The 16,004-nt window shown below is 43.3% G+C and carries 19 protein-coding genes; 4 read left to right on the top strand and 15 right to left on the bottom strand.

What is annotated here, in order from left to right:
• Positions 1 to 167 precede the first annotated feature (167 nt).
• Positions 168 to 1,517, top strand: coding sequence for an ATP-binding protein (locus ACMGDE_RS09885; RefSeq protein WP_436832623.1), 1,350 nt, complete (start codon positions 168 to 170; stop codon positions 1,515 to 1,517).
• 124 nt (positions 1,518 to 1,641) lie between these two features.
• Here the strand turns inward: ACMGDE_RS09885 and ACMGDE_RS09880 are convergent, their stop codons facing one another.
• From ACMGDE_RS09880 to ACMGDE_RS09860, 5 genes are all read right to left on the bottom strand, one after another.
• On the bottom strand, positions 1,642 to 1,905 hold the full coding sequence (locus ACMGDE_RS09880) for a DUF7683 domain-containing protein (RefSeq protein ID WP_436832622.1): 264 nt from the start codon (positions 1,903 to 1,905) through the stop codon (positions 1,642 to 1,644).
• A gap of 202 nt (positions 1,906 to 2,107) precedes the next feature.
• Positions 2,108 to 2,506 carry a hypothetical protein gene (locus tag ACMGDE_RS09875; protein WP_436832621.1) on the bottom strand — a complete coding sequence of 133 codons (399 nt, stop codon included), beginning with the start codon at positions 2,504 to 2,506 and terminating at the stop codon, positions 2,108 to 2,110.
• Positions 2,490 to 3,251, bottom strand: coding sequence for a class I SAM-dependent methyltransferase (locus tag ACMGDE_RS09870; protein WP_436832620.1), 762 nt, complete (start codon positions 3,249 to 3,251; stop codon positions 2,490 to 2,492). Before ACMGDE_RS09870 ends, ACMGDE_RS09875 begins: the two co-directional genes overlap by 17 nt.
• A complete protein-coding gene (locus ACMGDE_RS09865; protein ID WP_436832619.1) occupies positions 3,248 to 3,982 on the bottom strand; it encodes a DUF2071 domain-containing protein in 735 nt (244 codons plus the stop codon). The genes ACMGDE_RS09870 and ACMGDE_RS09865 overlap by 4 nt, the downstream gene beginning before the upstream one ends.
• The gene (locus ACMGDE_RS09860; protein WP_436832618.1) at positions 3,948 to 4,334 is read right to left on the bottom strand and encodes a DoxX-like family protein; all 387 of its coding nucleotides are present in this window, start codon (positions 4,332 to 4,334) and stop codon (positions 3,948 to 3,950) included. Before ACMGDE_RS09860 ends, ACMGDE_RS09865 begins: the two co-directional genes overlap by 35 nt.
• A gap of 37 nt (positions 4,335 to 4,371) precedes the next feature.
• Between ACMGDE_RS09860 and ACMGDE_RS09855 the strand changes: the two genes are divergently transcribed.
• The gene (locus ACMGDE_RS09855; RefSeq protein WP_436832617.1) at positions 4,372 to 4,668 is read left to right on the top strand and encodes a winged helix-turn-helix transcriptional regulator; all 297 of its coding nucleotides are present in this window, start codon (positions 4,372 to 4,374) and stop codon (positions 4,666 to 4,668) included.
• Between the two features lie 53 nt (positions 4,669 to 4,721).
• Here the strand turns inward: ACMGDE_RS09855 and ACMGDE_RS09850 are convergent, their stop codons facing one another.
• From ACMGDE_RS09850 to ACMGDE_RS09825, 6 genes are all read right to left on the bottom strand, one after another.
• Positions 4,722 to 5,420 carry a hypothetical protein gene (locus tag ACMGDE_RS09850; RefSeq protein WP_436832616.1) on the bottom strand — a complete coding sequence of 233 codons (699 nt, stop codon included), beginning with the start codon at positions 5,418 to 5,420 and terminating at the stop codon, positions 4,722 to 4,724.
• Between the two features lie 29 nt (positions 5,421 to 5,449).
• Complete coding sequence (locus ACMGDE_RS09845; protein WP_436832615.1) at positions 5,450 to 5,989, bottom strand: hypothetical protein; 540 nt, start codon at positions 5,987 to 5,989, stop codon at positions 5,450 to 5,452.
• 83 nt (positions 5,990 to 6,072) lie between these two features.
• Entirely contained in the window at positions 6,073 to 6,633 is a 561-nt protein-coding gene (locus ACMGDE_RS09840; protein WP_436832614.1) for an ORF6N domain-containing protein, read from the bottom strand.
• Positions 6,634 to 7,032: 399 nt separating this feature from the next.
• Entirely contained in the window at positions 7,033 to 7,545 is a 513-nt protein-coding gene (locus ACMGDE_RS09835) for a TlpA family protein disulfide reductase (RefSeq protein ID WP_436832613.1), read from the bottom strand.
• Positions 7,546 to 7,769: 224 nt separating this feature from the next.
• Complete coding sequence (locus tag ACMGDE_RS09830) at positions 7,770 to 7,925, bottom strand: hypothetical protein (protein WP_436832612.1); 156 nt, start codon at positions 7,923 to 7,925, stop codon at positions 7,770 to 7,772.
• Between the two features lie 108 nt (positions 7,926 to 8,033).
• A complete protein-coding gene (locus ACMGDE_RS09825) occupies positions 8,034 to 8,402 on the bottom strand; it encodes a DUF6934 family protein (RefSeq protein ID WP_436832611.1) in 369 nt (122 codons plus the stop codon).
• A 185-nt stretch (positions 8,403 to 8,587) separates the two neighbouring features.
• Here ACMGDE_RS09825 and ACMGDE_RS09820 point away from each other — a divergent pair, with 185 nt between their 5' ends.
• Positions 8,588 to 8,995 (top strand): GNAT family N-acetyltransferase, encoded by a 408-nt coding sequence (locus tag ACMGDE_RS09820; RefSeq protein WP_436832610.1) that lies wholly within the window; start codon positions 8,588 to 8,590, stop codon positions 8,993 to 8,995.
• Between the two features lie 176 nt (positions 8,996 to 9,171).
• On the opposite strand, the gene ACMGDE_RS09815 is transcribed toward ACMGDE_RS09820, so the two are convergent.
• Positions 9,172 to 9,750: a YdeI/OmpD-associated family protein gene (locus ACMGDE_RS09815; RefSeq protein ID WP_436832609.1), complete on the bottom strand. Its 579-nt coding sequence runs from the start codon at positions 9,748 to 9,750 to the stop codon at positions 9,172 to 9,174.
• Positions 9,751 to 9,833: 83 nt separating this feature from the next.
• The gene (locus ACMGDE_RS09810) at positions 9,834 to 10,556 is read right to left on the bottom strand and encodes a contact-dependent growth inhibition system immunity protein (protein WP_436832608.1); all 723 of its coding nucleotides are present in this window, start codon (positions 10,554 to 10,556) and stop codon (positions 9,834 to 9,836) included.
• A gap of 1,515 nt (positions 10,557 to 12,071) precedes the next feature.
• Here ACMGDE_RS09810 and ACMGDE_RS09805 point away from each other — a divergent pair.
• On the top strand, positions 12,072 to 13,388 hold the full coding sequence (locus tag ACMGDE_RS09805; RefSeq protein ID WP_436832607.1) for an ATP-binding protein: 1,317 nt from the start codon (positions 12,072 to 12,074) through the stop codon (positions 13,386 to 13,388).
• Between the two features lie 546 nt (positions 13,389 to 13,934).
• Here the strand turns inward: ACMGDE_RS09805 and ACMGDE_RS09800 are convergent.
• A complete protein-coding gene (locus ACMGDE_RS09800; protein WP_436832606.1) occupies positions 13,935 to 14,522 on the bottom strand; it encodes an Abi family protein in 588 nt (195 codons plus the stop codon).
• A 664-nt stretch (positions 14,523 to 15,186) separates the two neighbouring features.
• Entirely contained in the window at positions 15,187 to 15,831 is a 645-nt protein-coding gene (locus tag ACMGDE_RS09795; RefSeq protein ID WP_436832605.1) for a hypothetical protein, read from the bottom strand.
• Between the last annotated feature and the right edge of the window lie 173 nt (positions 15,832 to 16,004).

The following is a 16,004-nucleotide window of genomic DNA, read 5'->3' as shown; positions in this document are numbered from 1 at the left end:
CCTCTGCCTCGAATTTCTTAAGCACGAACTAAGCCAAAAAGGTGCTGCCGGACTCCCAAGAAATCTCGAGAGACGAACGATCATGTATATGCGCGTTTGTCTTTTAACATGAGAAATAAAACAATATCTTTGCCCCATCCGACAAAGCCAAGAAAGACAATACGGATATGCCAAAAACCGGATTACGGGAAGATCAACATACTGAATTCAAAAGCTCGTTTACCGATACGGTTATCGAGTCACTAACGGCCTTTGCCAATAGCGAGGGCGGCAGGGTATTGGTCGGTGTGGACGACAAGGGCAAGCCTGCGAAGGGTTTTACTTTAGGCAACGAGTCTTTGCAGAAATGGGTAAATGAGGTCAAGAATAAAACCCAGCCGAGTATTATCCCCGATGCCGAAGTGGTTGATCTCGGAGGAGCCAAAGTCGGTGTATTGTCGGTAAAAGAATTTCCGGTAAAACCCGTTGCATTCAAAGGCCGGTATTACAAGCGGGTGAATAATGCAAACCACCAACTGTCGTTGACGGAAATCGCCGACCTGCACCTCCGGTCATTCAATACCAGTTGGGACAGCTATATCAATCCGGATCGCACGCTTGATGACCTATCGTTGGAGAAGGTCGTGAAGTTTATCGAAAAGGGCAACCAAGGGAAGGAGATACCGTTAGTCGATGATCCGTTGACCGTATTGACCAAGTTTGAGTTGATCCGGGATACGCAGGTAACCAATGCCGGATTCCTGCTGTTTGCCAAAAACGATGTCTTTCAGGCAGCCATTGAATTGGGCCGCTTCTCTACACCCACCAGTATCAAGGATGGATTGACCGTCCGCAGCGACCTGTTCAGCGAAGTGGAAGAGGTGCTGGGGTTCATCCGTAAACATATCAATAAGGGATATATCATCACCGGTGACCCACAACGGGAGGAGCGCTGGCAATATCCGATGCCAGCGCTGCGTGAAATCGTTACGAATATGGTGGTTCATCGCGATTACATGAATAGCGGCGATTCATCGGTAAAAATCTTTGATGATTATATCGAGTTTTTCAATCCCGGCCATTTGCCGGATACGATCACTATTGAGCAATTGCTTGCCGATGAGTATTCGTCCTATTCCCGTAACCGGAAAGTCGCTGCTACTTTTAAGGAAGCCCAGCTTATTGAAAAATATGGATCAGGTATCCGGCGTATCCGTGAGGCATTTGAGCAGTATGGGCTTAGCGCGCCCAGATTCGAAAATTTCCAGCATGGATTCCGCGTCGTCGTGTATGCGGAGACGACAACTGATATAGAAAGAACGTCGGGGAAAATGTCGGGGAAAACGTCGGGGAAAACGTCGGGAAAAATTATAGCTTACATTCAAGAGAACCCCAATATCACCATACCTGAGCTTTCACGATTACTGGAAATTACGGAGCGTTCTGTAGAACGAAATATCAGCCAATTGCAAAAGGATAACAAGTTATTACGTATCGGCCCGGCCAAGGGTGGTCATTGGGCGGTGACTGGAGACTAAATTATGCAGAAACTCTTTTCCCTCGTCTCTACTTAACTCTACATGGTATTGTTCGGGAAACAACAGATCAAGTTTCTCATAGACATTCTGTATACCATATCCCGCAATAAAGCAAAATTGAAAATCAATCAACCTGATAGCATTCAACGAAGTAAACAAACCTGTTGAAATCAAACTCAAATTCGGTTAATACATTTATTTGTTCCCCCTTTACCTCGTCAACTTCGTAGCAGTCATACATCAGCGGATCTTCTACCGGCGGCAAGAACAATGCCTTGAGCGAATCGAATGGCACATGATCGATGTTAAATTCTCCGATTAGCACATCCGATGTAAGGTCGTACCAGCTAATTACCCGTTCAATTTTGAAATGTTTGTTCAGATCCATTCTTACGCTATCATTTTTCCCGCTTCATCTAATCCGTTCCACCAACGGTTCCACTTGGCAGGCAACGTTAACAATTTGATCCTGCCCCAGCAGCTGAAAGTGCCGGAATGAACCCGGAAAATCAGCCGTGTCAAAGGTGTCTTTGCGAATGTAATCAAGAAATGCCGAGTTTTCGCAAATACGAAGGCACCGGCCCGTTACACTACCTAGCTATCGAAACGAAAAGAAATACGGCGCTGAAATACACCCATAATAAGCTAAATATCACATGCGCCGTTGTTTCGAATACTTTCCCCCGCCAGAGTTCTGAGGCGTACCCAAAAAACTGGGTCAATAGCCGGATTACCCAGAAAATACCCAAACCAAAAGAAATCGCCTTACCTAAGCCGGTGGTGATTATATCTTCCGCATGCGTTACGCATAGCAAACCCATCAAGAATACGGTCAGTGCGATGAAAAACACATGTACCAGCATCATCTGCCTATTGATCAGGCTCAAGGGCCTCAACGATTCCCGCCAGTTGAAATACATGGGGAAAAACACATGGATGAGCGCCAATGCCATCAATAGGACGCCGGTTATTTTAAGATGCACTGTCATGTTTTTCCAGTATGAATGTCCGAATAAAGGGAGTCGACCTGATTTCATGCTTCACATTCAAACCCGCCGCCCGAAACGTCCGTAACCATGACGTTCGTGGGTAAAAATGGAAAAAACCTATCGAAAACGCTAAGAAATTGTTCACGTCGCGCAGATGCTCGGTTACAGTGGCGTTTCCCGTAGCCGTGATTACCCGGTTGACTTCCCTGAAAAACCGTATCCGCTCTTCGCGGTCGCGGATTTCGTGGGCAGCAAGCATAACCACCGCAAGGTCAAACGCTCCATCGGCAAAAGGCAGGTTTTCCGTCGTAACCATTACGGTCTTTGGATGGGGCGGATACGCTTTCCTTGCGCGCCTGATCGATACCTCGGTATGCATTTCCGGATTATAGAAATCGCAGATGGTTACGGCCAGTTTGCCATATTTCTGTTTCAGAATTCCGCTCGTTTCGTCAAATCCCGCATGGATGTTCAAAATACGCGGTTGATCGTCGTTCAAGCCAGCACTTTCGAGCCATCTCATGCAATAAAGGTTGGAAAGGTCATAAATATAAAAAGATGCCGTCAACGAAGTGACGACGGTAATAATGGATAGGACAGCTGCAATCATCACCAACTGCTGAATGCCATCCGGAAAGGCGTCTGCCGATATCCATGCCACAGCGACGGCCGCACTGGCCATAGCGTAGAAATGCCAGTTGAAGCGGACGATATTTGCGACGCCCTGGTACGATTTCCGTTTCATTTCCACTTTTCCACCCTCCCTTTTTTCCAGTGGTATGGAATATTTGAAACTTCGAATGCACCTGCCAGTACCGTATCCGACAGTTGTAGCTGGCCAAAGAAACCTATCGAATAATTGCTTACCGTGAGCGGAGCCGGTTCCCAGTTTTGGCGGACTCCTTCAACGATCACCACTTCCTTTTTTGCTGCGTCATAACCAAAGGTATACGGCATGGGGCCAGCGAATTTCCGGGCGTCCTTCCAGTCTGCGAAAGGTGACCCGCTGGGCAGCGGTACTTCACCGTCTATATATAAGACAGAAACCTCAAGGCAAGATTTTTCCGAGTGGACTGTCTTTGTTTTATCCGTTACCGCCTGGCAGATATCGGTGGTCGTGTATGCATAGTGAGTAAAGATATTTCCCAAAAGAGCCATTTTGCCGTTATCGGTTTCGGACTTGAGGATATACAACCCACGTAGGCGTTTCCCGGCGCGGGTCCGGTAGCGGACAAAAATCCGATAGCCGATCAAGAAAAAATCGCTGCCTATCCATTTTGGAAAGTGCGCGGGCCGCAAGCCACGGGCTTGCACCATGGCTACCGCAAGGAAGCCCCATTCGTCTCGCAGTACATCCAACTCGAGGCATTCGGGAATCATACCAGCCAATTGCGCTTTTGGCATCGCGAATGTTAGTACCAGCGAATGTTCGAAGAACGCATCAACTGCAAACGGATGATTTTTTAGCATCTTCATATCTAAGCACAAATTCCCAATAATATACAAGCCCGATGAATAGACCCGCAAATACAACGTTTACCCGACCCCAAAGCAACAAGTCAGGCGCCACGAAAAATTCCAGCATATTCATCATTGCTACAAGCACCATTTGAGCAATGGCATTGGTTCTCGGTATCCACCGAGTCAAAATCCACACTGCCATTCCCGTTTCGGCCAGTCCGATCAGGAGGGTTAGCGGCCTAGCAAGACCATCGCCCAAGATTCTGGCCACGATCTGTCCGTGCCTCGGGACTAAGCCTAATACTTTGCAAGCAAAGCCGTTTGCCAGCCATATTGCTGCGAGGGAATAAGTCAATGCACGGTACATTGTCAAAGAATGATGGTTAGTATTTAAATGATGGTTAATGTATTTAAGGGCAAATATAGGTTTTATAAGGCCGATTTACCTACGACTCGCAGCTACGGACAAAGAGTTAGGTGAAAAGTTAGGTGAAAAGTTAGGTGAAAAACTCTCTCCAACGCAGCTGGCTATTATTGAGGCAATGCAAGCAGATAGCAAGGTGACCCAAGTTGCATTATCTGAACGCATCGGTGTATCCACGATTAGCATTTATAAGAATATCGGGAAACTTCGCGATATGGGATTAATCGAGCATATCGGCCCTGCCAGGGGCGGTCATTGGGAGGTGCTCGATAACTAAACCACACCAATGGCTGCGGCTGTTTTTACGGAGGAGGCCAAATAATTTTTTCATCATGTATTACGATCAACAAATTCCTGTATAATTTTTCTTTTAACCGTATGGATACCTCCAATTATGTGTTTTTCCGATCCGCATATTCCACAGCACCAAGTTTGATATTTGAAGGGCTGTTTTAACTGATATTTTGTTTTTAGGGTAGGAGAGGTCAGCTTTTTGCATCGTTTACAATACCATTTTCTTCGTTCGTCCACAGGAATACCAAGGCTTTCCATTTTATAAAACAATTTAAGCTCCTCCAAAATATATTCCTTTTGGTTTTCCAGTGTAAGTTCGCTATTGAAAAGGACGGAATCATTATACCTCAAGCAATCCAAGTCTTCATCTATCTCATAAAAAGCTATATATCGTGCGTCGTAACCACTGGCGGATACGATATTTCGCATCCGTCCAAACGCATGATTGATGCTTATCTCACCCGCCACAGCCTTTTCAGCTGTAATCAAAGCATATTTTTCAAGGATCTCTTCGTCGCGCTTATTGGTATCTATCTTCAAATCCTCGATAGATTTCCGGAAGTACTTTTCCCGTATTTCTGTGGTGTCGAAATCCAAACCGGCTAAAATGACTAAGTTTTCACTTTCATATCCTAGCGCCATGACGTTTACTGCCCAATCAACAAGGTTTTTGCTGTCAAACTGGGAAAATGCCCTTTCGCCTAGAATTTCCAAGGTTAATTCTTCAACGGTCATTGGAATAGCTTATGGTATCATCTTTATTTTTATGAAACGGCCTCACTTTGCTTTTTTAAATTACCCATAAACGTTCTGACATTGTGCTTGTTCCAGCCATAGGAAATAACCGAAGGGATGGCATCTGGATCACAGATACTGTTGATCAATATTTTATCCTTCTTCCGCTTGATCGTTATCAATTCACCCCAACTTGAGGACCAATCCCAACGTCTGCTGGCCCTTACATAAGATTTCCGCTTCGTTAGGATTGTCCACTCCAGGTTCTCACATGTCATTTTCAAGGCATTGTCGAATTGCTCATCATTGTATTGGATATCGAATACCTTAAAGCGAAGTCTTACGCGCTGTATGAAGAACGAAATAAGCGCCATTCCAATAAATATCACTACGATCCAAAGCAGTTCCTCTTCCGCTGGAACCGGTCTGTAGGTATCATCGAGGTACATTCGGATGATATCGATTATTGTAGCAACGGGTAAGATGAGTAAAAATGGTACCACGGAAAAATGCCAGAAAAGTTGCCACTTCGTTAGCTTTATCCGATCGGTTGCCTGTTTTTTATTCATGTTTTATGTCTTCACTTCATCCAAAAATATCCTAGTTTGACTTGAAAGCCCGTGACCGTTGCTTTCCAAATTTCCTTTCCAGTTCATTGAGCACGATGTAGCCCTATCTCATACCCAATCCGCTTTCTTGGTTTGTCTTCGTGTTCGATGAACTTGCTCAGGTAGCCGAACAATACCTCAATTTTCTGATCCTGTTTGATCATTTGTTTCTCCACCTGTTCCACGCGCAGGAATACGTCCTTATGTGCAAGCAACATTTCCCTTATCTTGGTATAGATGCGCATAATCTGGATATTTACCTGTATTGCCTGTTCGCTGTTCAATACGCTTGATAGCATAAGTACACCATGCTCCGTAAATACGTATGGAAGCGTTCTTCTTCCGCCCCGTCCTTTCTTTGATATCGCAATTTGCGATGTCAAAGATTCCCATTCATCTTCTGTTAATTGAAACATAAAATCTTCTGGGAATCTATTGATGTTTCGCTTTACCTGTTCATTAAGCCTAAATGTTTTCACGCCATATAATTCTGCCAAATCGCTGTCAAGCATTACTTTTTGATCCCGAATGAGGTATATTTTGCTGATAACTATCTCATCAGGTATTACTGTTTTCTTGATGGTTTCGTTTTGTGTTTTACCCATAAGCTTAGATGTCGTATTGTTATCTAAGGTCGCAATTTGCGATCTTAGGTATTCCAAAACCAAAAAATTCCGATTACTTCAGGCCCAGGTCCCATTGGTTTTGATAAAGGTAAAAAGTTTGGGCACAATATCCAAATCCAACTCTTCCAACCCGTTGGCGGCGGATTCTCATCTCGTTTTAGACGAGACAGGTTTCTTTTTTTACGAAAGCACTTTCCGATTCGGATTACTCACTACCGTTTCTTCCACCTGTTTTCTTTCAATTATGGGACGACATGCTATATTCAGGGATAAACTGTCGCATGGTGGGACAAAAGCCCATATATAGGGACGAATGGCTATGTTTAGTTATGCAATCGGCTGGCTTCAGGGACGAAAGGGGCTGGCATACATGCCCATTCAAAGCCCATCATCAACTTCACCCTTATTGATTATGGCCATAATCCGTTGCACATCCAGGCGGCCGGAGTAACTGACCACGCCAGCCTCATCGAGTGATACCACCTGAGGGAAGGCATCGATTCCGTATCCCTCATTGATATTCGCGTCGGCTCCCCAAAGCATGTCGAACGTTACCTTGTTTCGCAGCATGAAGGATCTGACCGTATTTTCACTGTCTATGGTATTAACGCCCAAAACAACCAGTTCGTCCGCATTATTCAGCCCGGCTAGTTCGTTCAGTATCGGTACGGCCTCAATGCAATAGCCGAAGTTCGTTATCCAGAATTCCAATGACACCATCCGGCCACGGTAGTCTGATAGCGTTTCCCGGCTCCCCGTACGCAAATCAATCAGGTCAATTTCAGGAGCCTTTTCGCCGATCTCGATGATGGATAAGGACTTGCGTGTCTCCGGCTCATAGTCTGTCAAGTACGTGGAGTAATACCACGAATTCTCGGCTTCCCTATCCATTCAATCCATCCATGAAAGGTCCGAGAAGGACTCCATCGCTTTGGTCGGAAATCGAATAGAACCAATTAATGGGGGAAAGAGCGGGGTTCTTGATCAATCAATTAACGGGCGAGCGCGGGGGATGGGAGGGAGGACGAATTTCCCGCTGACTAGTTGTAGGGAAGAAAATATTCTGTGTCTGGATACGGATCGCTATAGGGGAGAAGATATACTAATACATCGGATTATTTTCTCATCCAATCGGGAATCGGTGTTTCTTTAATTAATTTGGCTGCTTGCTTATTCTTCTCGATAAAATAAGGCGCTTTGTCATACCGCTCAAAACGTGTTGTTTCTTGCTCCTGCTTTTTGGAATCTCTCTTTTTTTTGATTACGGACATGGTAATACCTCCTGAAAACAAAGTTATCGAATTATTTGCGCTTTATCAAAAATGCATCGTAGTTTTTTCCTTTCTCAAAAGCAAACCATTGATTGCCTATTCTGCCGCTTATGTAAATAGTGATTCTATGTCATCATAGAATTCTGCGATGCCCATTTGATATAGCCGCGTTCGTGCAGGCGTACTTCCCTTAGCAACGATAAAGGCGTTTTCGTGTTTGTCCGTGAAAGTCAGCACAGCCTTTGCTACAGTTGAAAGCACTTTCTTTCTGTCGCTATTATTGGAGACGGCAAGGTCATCCACATCACCCGTTTCGTCTACCCAATCCCCAAAACCCAGATTGTAAATAATGTCGGGGCTGTCCTGTAACATGTGAAACTGGATCAGTTTCCGGATGCGTCCTTTTGGCCCTTCACTATAGAACTCGTAATAAAAATTCTCGGATCCGGGATGTAGATCGTAATGGTCTAAGTTCATACCCTTGGTTTACCAGTTAAATTCCCATACCCTATCCATTAGGCAGATGGTTTTGGTTATGTTTTTTAGTTGTTGTGCTAACAAATATAGTAAATAGATTTTTATTATCCACCACCGAGGCTTTGTTTTTAAACTGTACAACGGTGTTTTTGCACGTCGGGATTAGCTGTACATTTGTATCAGTTATGGAAATACGGATCTCAGAAAATCGCGACATCAAACTTGATGATATCATCGAACTCTACAAAGCGAACAACTGGAGTTCGGCAAACAAACCCATTGAATTGTATAATGCATTGATGAATTCCCATTCATTGTTTTCGGCTTGGGAAGGTGAGAAGTTAGTTGGGATCGGCAATGCTATTTCAGATGGATATTTGGTTGTTTACTATCCCCATTTGTTGGTGCTTCCCTCGTTCCAAGGACGAGGAATAGGGCAGATGATCATGAAAAAAATGCAGGAAAGATATGGACATTTCCATATGCAGATGCTGACGGCCGATGGAAAGGCCACCGCATTTTACGAAAAAGTAGGTTTCGTTAGGGCGGGGGAGACCGAACCCATGTGGATATACCGAGGAGGCGAACATTGATGCCGACACAAGACCTCCATTTCGGGGCTTCTTTTTGGGATACGCGACTTTTTAGATTCAGACCTGAAAGCAACGCCACCTTCATTTTAGAATCCGCAAACAGCTATCAACGATGATGGGACACTGATGGTGTGCTGATACCACTGAAGAGTCTAAGCTCAACTTTGTGCTACCATTTAATGGAATTTCTCACCCTTTTCCAGCATTTCAATAATTTCTTTCATACGCTTTTCCCTTGTCTCTTGTTTTTTTGCGGTCTGTAGGCGAAATCCAATGGAGAACAGATTGGTCTTATTGAGACCCGTAAAAGCCGCTTTCGCTTTTTCGTTTTTGCTAAGTTCTTTTAGAAAGTCTTCAGGGATCGTCATTTTGCTTGGCGGATCGTAAGCCTTTTCCCAACTACCGTCTGCTTTGGCTTTTTCGACAGCCTTTAATCCTGCGGGTCTCATTCTTCCTTCATTAATTAATCTTTCGATATGTCCAATATTTATTTTGGACCAAATGCTTTTTGCGCTTCGGGGGCAAAACTTTTGTAGCCAGGCTTGTTCGTCATATGCTTGTTTTTGACCATCAATCCACCCGTAGCAAAGCGCTACATCAAGTGCTTCTGCATAGCTGATGGTCTTTTTCCCGGAATCTTTCTTGAATATTTTGATCCAAAGCCCATTTGAGTTATCGTGATTCTTTACGAGCCAGGTTTCAAATGTTTCAGCTGTTTTGAATTCCACAATAGGAATAGTGTTTAGTTTAGTCATATACTGTAACTTTTTTTTCGTTCTATTGTAATTCCTTAATTTTCACAACAAACCGCATCAAACGTAATTCTGTTTAAATACATTCATTTAGTGCTTATCTTTCTATCATCAATCAATTTATTCAGTTCTTTCCGCAAATTTGGATTGCTTTCCCAAAATGTTTCATCTATCGATTGTACACTCTTAAGCAAATCGCTAGGATAGAGGTCGCCTTCTGTTAACAAGTCTTCTTTTAAGAAATCAAAAGCCAAAGGGATTAGGTAATTTAATGAAGCCCCCTGTCCAATCATAAGCCTCAAATCTTCTGCCGAGAATTCATTCAATGGCTTTTTGGATACTAGTTCGATGTTTTTATTTTGGTTATCAAGTGAGCGTTTTATTTTTTCTATTTCCAAGCGTAGCTCCGTATTGTCGGTAAGCATTTGCCTGATACGGGTAAAAACACGCATGATTTGAATGTTAACAGCTACCGCCCTTTCGCTATTCAGAATACTGGACAGCATAGCCACCCCCTGCTCGGTAAAGGCAAAGGGAGTGGCAGGACTGAATTTGATTCCTTCAGGTAGGTTATCACAAATTGTGATAAGCTCCTGCCATTCATCCTTGGTAAGCTGAAACATAAAATCATCTGGGAACCTGTTTTGTTTCCTTTTCACTGCTTGTTTGAGTATGCGATTTTCCACTTCATACAATGCAGCAAGATGAAAATCCAACATCACTTTCTGTCCTCTGATGTTGAAAATTTGATTCATTACCGATTCAGTAGCTATCACTATCTCATCGTTATCTAGTTCGGTTTTTGCCATAAGTTGGTCGTTTAATCTTGAAGTCACAAATTGTGACCTCAAGATGGACAATCTACTTGAGGTAAATATAGGTGTTTAGTTTTTGACCTCCAATAATACAGACATGAAATACTAAAAAATTTATCTTTTTGATTTAGGATTGATGAAGGCTACGTGGCCAACCAACTCGCTAAAGATAAGAAGGATCGACAAGGTAGCGGTAGCCGGAAAGAATCTCCAAGGGCGTGTTGCGCCGGATGAAAGCTTTATAGATTGTACCGTGAGAGTTTATCAGGCTGCCAAAGACGCTTGTGAAAGCGATGCTACTTGTGATTTCATGTGTGACATGACTCCAAGTTGCCACGCTTCTATGGCTGTGGCATCTGCGGCAGCCTGCGCTATTAATTAGGATATTAAATTTTTTTTATTATAATTGTTTATGGAACTTCTGTTTTTTGTTATGTTAGGTCTTATCGTGGTATCCTTCTTTTGGGTTGCTTACGATATGGGTAAAAGACGTAGACAAATACATTGGCTGAATTTGGCGGGCATTGTTTTTTTACCTTTCGTTTGGCCGATTATTTATCTTCTATTCAGAAGTAAATCTTAGAAAGAGAGATTCAGTAAATGAGCCACTAATAAAGTTTTGTAAACTAAAGGAGGTCGTGCGCCCGCTGCATGGTCTCCTTTGCAAACAAAATATCAGGAAAGGATTTTTTCTTCAGTTGGCCCCCGTTTTTCCAAGTCTCGTTGTTGCTATGAAGCTATTTTGATAACTTTCCATATAATAGCCTTGATCTCGAGTTAATTCGTTACCATATTTTATTATAAAAAATTGGCTCATCAACTTTTCCATGTCAAGATTAAGACCGTTGTTTATTTCAAACAACGTAGAAAACATAAACATTCCGTTCCATCTTAAGCATCGATGAGCTTTATCGCTTGTGGCAAGGGAGTATCTCTAAAATCTCTATTCATAATTTTCGTAATCGTTCAAACCAAAACATTCCACTTACTTCAGGCCCAGGTCACATCGGTTTCGTTAGAGATAGGCGGTTTACCTGTAAAATCCAAATACTTAAATCGTCGGGCATAATCACTCTCCTCGTTTCAGTTCCAGGTGGTTCGGACAACATAATTTGTCGAACCCTTTTTTGTACTTGTGGCCAATGCATACATGGATTTATCATGCATATAACGGGTTTCTCTTTTTGTTATGCTATTGTCTTTTCATCTGATTGTGTTTGTTTTTTATTGCCAGATGGAGCCTTTGATGATTTAAATAATTCTTATCCCTTTGTAATTTAATAATTATTTAAATCATGTCGGGTTCATAATTTAGGTTTATAATTGGTTAGTTAACAAGCCCCGATTCTCCCCGTTTCGGGGCTTTGTTTTTGGACTGTATGGCGGTGTTTTTGGTTGAGGGACAAACGACCGTATTCAGGGTTGTTTCAAACCTGGAGCGTAGCCTGTGCGTATATTTTTAGCAAAATTTAATATATTTGCTGTATTAATTGATAGACCTTACTTCCAATGGCCGAATCACAACACACCGAGTACAAAACCTCTTGGCGCGATGAATACCTGAAATGGATATGCGGCTTCGCGAACGCCGATGGCGGGCATTTGTTTATCGGTATGGACGACAGGGGAAACGTCGTGGGCATGCCCAGTGCTGAAAAATTACTTGAAGACATTCCGAATAAAGTACGGGATATATTGGGGATTATTGTAGACGTAAACCTTCATAAAGCCCTAGTAGGCGACTACCTGGAGATCATCGTTGATGCTCATCCCAATCCCGTGGATTACAAAGGGCAATACCACTATCGTAGTGGAAGCACCAAGCAAGAGCTGAAAGGTGCCGCGTTGAATCGGTTTCTGTTGCAGCGGAAGGGCAAGCGGTGGGATGGCGTGCCTGTGCCAAATGTGGCGGTTAGCGACCTTAAACACGAAACCTTCGAATTCTTCCGTAAGAAGGGGGTAAAGAGTCAAAGGCTGGACGAAGGTAGCATTGATGATGACAATGAACACCTGCTTGCCAACCTCGATCTGATTGAGAAAAAATACCTGAAACGGGCGGCCATCCTGCTGTTCCACCCACGGCCGGAGAAATTTGTCACTGGGGCCTACATCAAAATTGGTTATTTCGAAATGGATGCTGACCTGATCTTCCAGGATGAGATACACGGCAACTTGTTTGAGCAGATTGAGAAAGCCATGGATTTGTTATTCACCAAGTATATCAAGGCTATCATCAGCTACGAAGGCATCAGTCGGGTAGAAACGCATGAATATCCCAAAGAAGCCGTTCGAGAAGCCCTGCTCAATGCGTTAGCACATAAGATGTACGAAGGCTGTATACCCATACAGATAAGCGTGTACAGCGATAAGATCATGATCTGGAATCAAGGGAATATGCCCGATAACTGGACGATGGAAAAGCTGCTTGCGAAACATCCGTCCATGCCATACAACCCGGATATCGCCAATGCGTTTTTCCGCAGCGGTTATATCGAAGCGTGGGGGCGAGGTTTTACTAAGATGACCAGTCAGTGTTTAAAGGCAGGGCTCCCTGAGCCATTGTATGATTACGACATGTCCGGTTTTTGGGTGGTGTTTCGGAAAGATATTTACAATATGGAATACCTGTCCGGATTAGGATTGAATGATAGACAAATTGATGCGCTTTTGTTTTTCAAGACAAAGGGTGAAATCGTCAATTCTGAATATGTAAAAAGATACGATATTACGGATAGGACTGCTAGGAGGGATTTGTCGGAATTGGTGGAGAAACAACTCCTAAACAGAGAAGGTGACAAAAAATCTTCTAGGTACCTATATAAATGAACCCGACATGATTAAGATAATGTTATTCACTCTCCGCTTATTTCAAGAGGTGCTCATGAATGCTTCGCATTTAAGCACACAGGGCAATGATTATTGACAAGTGAGCTTCGGTTATTTTGATCATCAAAGGCACCATCTGGCAGCTGAAAAACAAAAAAATAAACAGACGAAATTATTAGTTATGTCCGATAAATGTCCGTTAAAGCGGTGAAATGTCCGATAAATGTCCGTTAAGTTGTCCGAATACTTACCTCTTACTACGCGCGGGGTATGTGTTTGTGCCCTACAGTTCGCTTGAAGCCATCATTGAACACAGCAAAGAGGCTTATTATCTTGTGCTGCGCCAAACCTAAGGGACGTTGCATGAAGACACCCCCAATTGACAGCCTTGGCTGTTATTCTTCGCATTGCGACAGCAAAAGCAACGGCTGGAAGTCAAGGTAGCCCGCGAGCAATTATTACTGGGGCAATTGCCTGCCTTATCCCTTCAAATTCTGGAATCTGTGAAATCACGTGGACAGGCGACTATCAGCGAGCTGGTGGTTTTCATAGTGCCGATTCGTCAATGTTCATCCACTGGAATAATTGCAATATGAGGTTATAATGTTGCCGCGCATATGTTGTATCGATCAACGGCTGGCCGGGCGCGAAACATATCGGCTCATGATGGGCGATGCGATTGCGCAGTTCGTTTATTTGGCCGAGCTGGTTAAATACGTAGCTGTGGTTATATTGGATTGCTGGTGTACTAGTCGGTTTGGCCGGAAACGCTTTGAGCAGAATTTTACTGCCTGCATGGAATTGCGGTTGTGCGAAGAGATAACGCCAGAAACCAAAATCCATTTCCGCAATAAGCTTTGCTGGAGTGTAGTTATGATTTAGTTTTTTGAGGCATTGCAGGATGATGGCTTTTGTATGCCTGCAGTTCTGATTGTCGAACATGCCATTTATCGCAGCGTTTTTTAGCCATTCAGCACCATGTGCATTTCGGTAGACCACATCCACTTTATTCCGCAACGCGATTTCAAAACAGCTGATAATTGTAAATAACTCCTGTGATAGTTTGAGGTTTTTCCGATACAGCGTCATCGCTTTTTTGCTAGCGCCGTTGCAGGCATGAAGATACCTGTTCATGCGTGGTTGTGAAATAATGCTCTGAAAATCGCAATACAACATTAGGCCTAGTATTTTGTTATTTCAATAGATAGTCTTATCTTTGTATAAGATTATTCCCGGTAGCCCCTGAAGCAATTCAAGCTATCGGGTTTCGTTTTATAGGGTTTTCTTTCCCTTTCTAAACTGAAACTTATTCTCAATATCAGTTCACGCTGGTTGTGGTAAAGATAAACAATCAATAGGTTCTAGCCAAATTTTTTAGTAATATATTGGTATTTACGGTTTATCGTGAATCCCTGAATTTGTTACGGTGCGTCATAACGCTCCTAATACAGCCATATTGCAGATAATGGCTGTTTCATACGGAAAGAATAAAGCAATGTCACTCTCTTTTGGTATTTGGTAGATCAATGTATCGTTTCTGATGTAGCCCAAGCGGTCCTCAATTTGAAAAACCGCTGTTTCCGGGCAGCCACAATGGGACCGGTAAACAGATTCGCACGAGACTAACAGCAGGGAACGATGCCAACGGTGTTTTAGGTCACATTGGTTAGGTTAAAGGTAGAAAGTTTAAAGACTGTATCCAAATTACTTGGAACGAGGTAGCCGTTCATGCGTGGTTGTGAGAGGATGTTCTGGAATTAGTGTACAAGACACCGTTAAAAGTCTGCACCATCCTTTTCTATAACTCGTTGTCATTCGTCACGATGGTAAATGTTTTGGTAATAACCTCAAATGGACCTAATGGTACGGAACGTATGTCTGACTTTATTAGGAGAATGGCCTTATCCCCATTTTTAATCTTCCAGTAAAGCGATATCGGGTATATATCTTTTTGGAAGATGGATTTTCGCCTTGCAAATGTCACTTCACTGAGATGGGAAAGTGGCGAATTAGCTTTGCAAAGCAATGGCGTGTCTTCAATCACTTGACCGAATATCCCCAAAAGACTGCGAAATGCTGAATAATCAGTGCATATCGTGGAATCGATTCCGACAGTATTTAGAAATTCGGACAGCTCGTCTTGTAAAGAGGCGACGAAGGAAAGCTTACTTTTAAGCGAGGGATGACGGTCTATATTATATCTACTCTGGGCTTCAGCATCGATAAGGAAATCGTTCAGTTCACGGAGGAAACCCTGTACGGTAGGATTGTCCAGCTGACTGTGCAGGGTCCAATTGGCGCACATCCTCAGATTCCAATATCCGGGCATGCCTTGCTGTTCCATATATTTTCTTGTTTGTGCCAGCAGGTAAACACACTCCGCTTCCGATTTAATTCCTTTGGCAACTAGCTCTGAAATCTTTTCGAGAATACTTTCCCTCATAATGATGCATTATAGTACTATTAGGTACGCCCCTACGATGGTTGATATTGCATTGTTGCAAGGCGGTTACTTGCTTGTATCGTTGTCGGTCTCGATGTTTTCATGATATATCTTCATCGCCTCTACCATTCCCTCTCTACGAGAAGCCAGCTTGATGGATTCTACATACATTG

This window comes from Parapedobacter brassicae (assembly GCF_051400755.1).
Lineage (GTDB): Bacteria > Bacteroidota > Bacteroidia > Sphingobacteriales > Sphingobacteriaceae > Parapedobacter.
The sequence above is the reverse complement of the archived record's forward strand: the minus strand, read 5'-3'. Positions and strand labels throughout refer to the sequence as shown.

What these genes read in the sequence shown, in the direction of transcription:
- ACMGDE_RS09830 (WP_436832612.1), bottom strand. Translation starts at nt 7,925, where the DNA reads ATGTCCGTAATCAAAAAAAAGAGAGATTCCAAAAAGCAGGAGCAAGAA.
- ACMGDE_RS09860 (WP_436832618.1), bottom strand. Translation starts at nt 4,334, where the DNA reads ATGTACCGTGCATTGACTTATTCCCTCGCAGCAATATGGCTGGCAAAC.
- ACMGDE_RS09855 (WP_436832617.1), top strand. Translation starts at nt 4,372, where the DNA reads ATGTATTTAAGGGCAAATATAGGTTTTATAAGGCCGATTTACCTACGA.
- ACMGDE_RS09885 (WP_436832623.1), top strand. Translation starts at nt 168, where the DNA reads ATGCCAAAAACCGGATTACGGGAAGATCAACATACTGAATTCAAAAGC.
- ACMGDE_RS09805 (WP_436832607.1), top strand. Translation starts at nt 12,072, where the DNA reads ATGGCCGAATCACAACACACCGAGTACAAAACCTCTTGGCGCGATGAA.
- ACMGDE_RS09800 (WP_436832606.1), bottom strand. Translation starts at nt 14,522, where the DNA reads ATGAACAGGTATCTTCATGCCTGCAACGGCGCTAGCAAAAAAGCGATG.
- ACMGDE_RS09820 (WP_436832610.1), top strand. Translation starts at nt 8,588, where the DNA reads ATGGAAATACGGATCTCAGAAAATCGCGACATCAAACTTGATGATATC.
- ACMGDE_RS09880 (WP_436832622.1), bottom strand. Translation starts at nt 1,905, where the DNA reads ATGGATCTGAACAAACATTTCAAAATTGAACGGGTAATTAGCTGGTAC.
- ACMGDE_RS09795 (WP_436832605.1), bottom strand. Translation starts at nt 15,831, where the DNA reads ATGAGGGAAAGTATTCTCGAAAAGATTTCAGAGCTAGTTGCCAAAGGA.
- ACMGDE_RS09840 (WP_436832614.1), bottom strand. Translation starts at nt 6,633, where the DNA reads ATGGGTAAAACACAAAACGAAACCATCAAGAAAACAGTAATACCTGAT.
- ACMGDE_RS09825 (WP_436832611.1), bottom strand. Translation starts at nt 8,402, where the DNA reads ATGAACTTAGACCATTACGATCTACATCCCGGATCCGAGAATTTTTAT.
- ACMGDE_RS09810 (WP_436832608.1), bottom strand. Translation starts at nt 10,556, where the DNA reads ATGGCAAAAACCGAACTAGATAACGATGAGATAGTGATAGCTACTGAA.
- ACMGDE_RS09850 (WP_436832616.1), bottom strand. Translation starts at nt 5,420, where the DNA reads ATGACCGTTGAAGAATTAACCTTGGAAATTCTAGGCGAAAGGGCATTT.
- ACMGDE_RS09865 (WP_436832619.1), bottom strand. Translation starts at nt 3,982, where the DNA reads ATGAAGATGCTAAAAAATCATCCGTTTGCAGTTGATGCGTTCTTCGAA.
- ACMGDE_RS09815 (WP_436832609.1), bottom strand. Translation starts at nt 9,750, where the DNA reads ATGACTAAACTAAACACTATTCCTATTGTGGAATTCAAAACAGCTGAA.
- ACMGDE_RS09870 (WP_436832620.1), bottom strand. Translation starts at nt 3,251, where the DNA reads ATGAAACGGAAATCGTACCAGGGCGTCGCAAATATCGTCCGCTTCAAC.
- ACMGDE_RS09845 (WP_436832615.1), bottom strand. Translation starts at nt 5,989, where the DNA reads ATGAATAAAAAACAGGCAACCGATCGGATAAAGCTAACGAAGTGGCAA.
- ACMGDE_RS09875 (WP_436832621.1), bottom strand. Translation starts at nt 2,506, where the DNA reads ATGACAGTGCATCTTAAAATAACCGGCGTCCTATTGATGGCATTGGCG.
- ACMGDE_RS09835 (WP_436832613.1), bottom strand. Translation starts at nt 7,545, where the DNA reads ATGGATAGGGAAGCCGAGAATTCGTGGTATTACTCCACGTACTTGACA.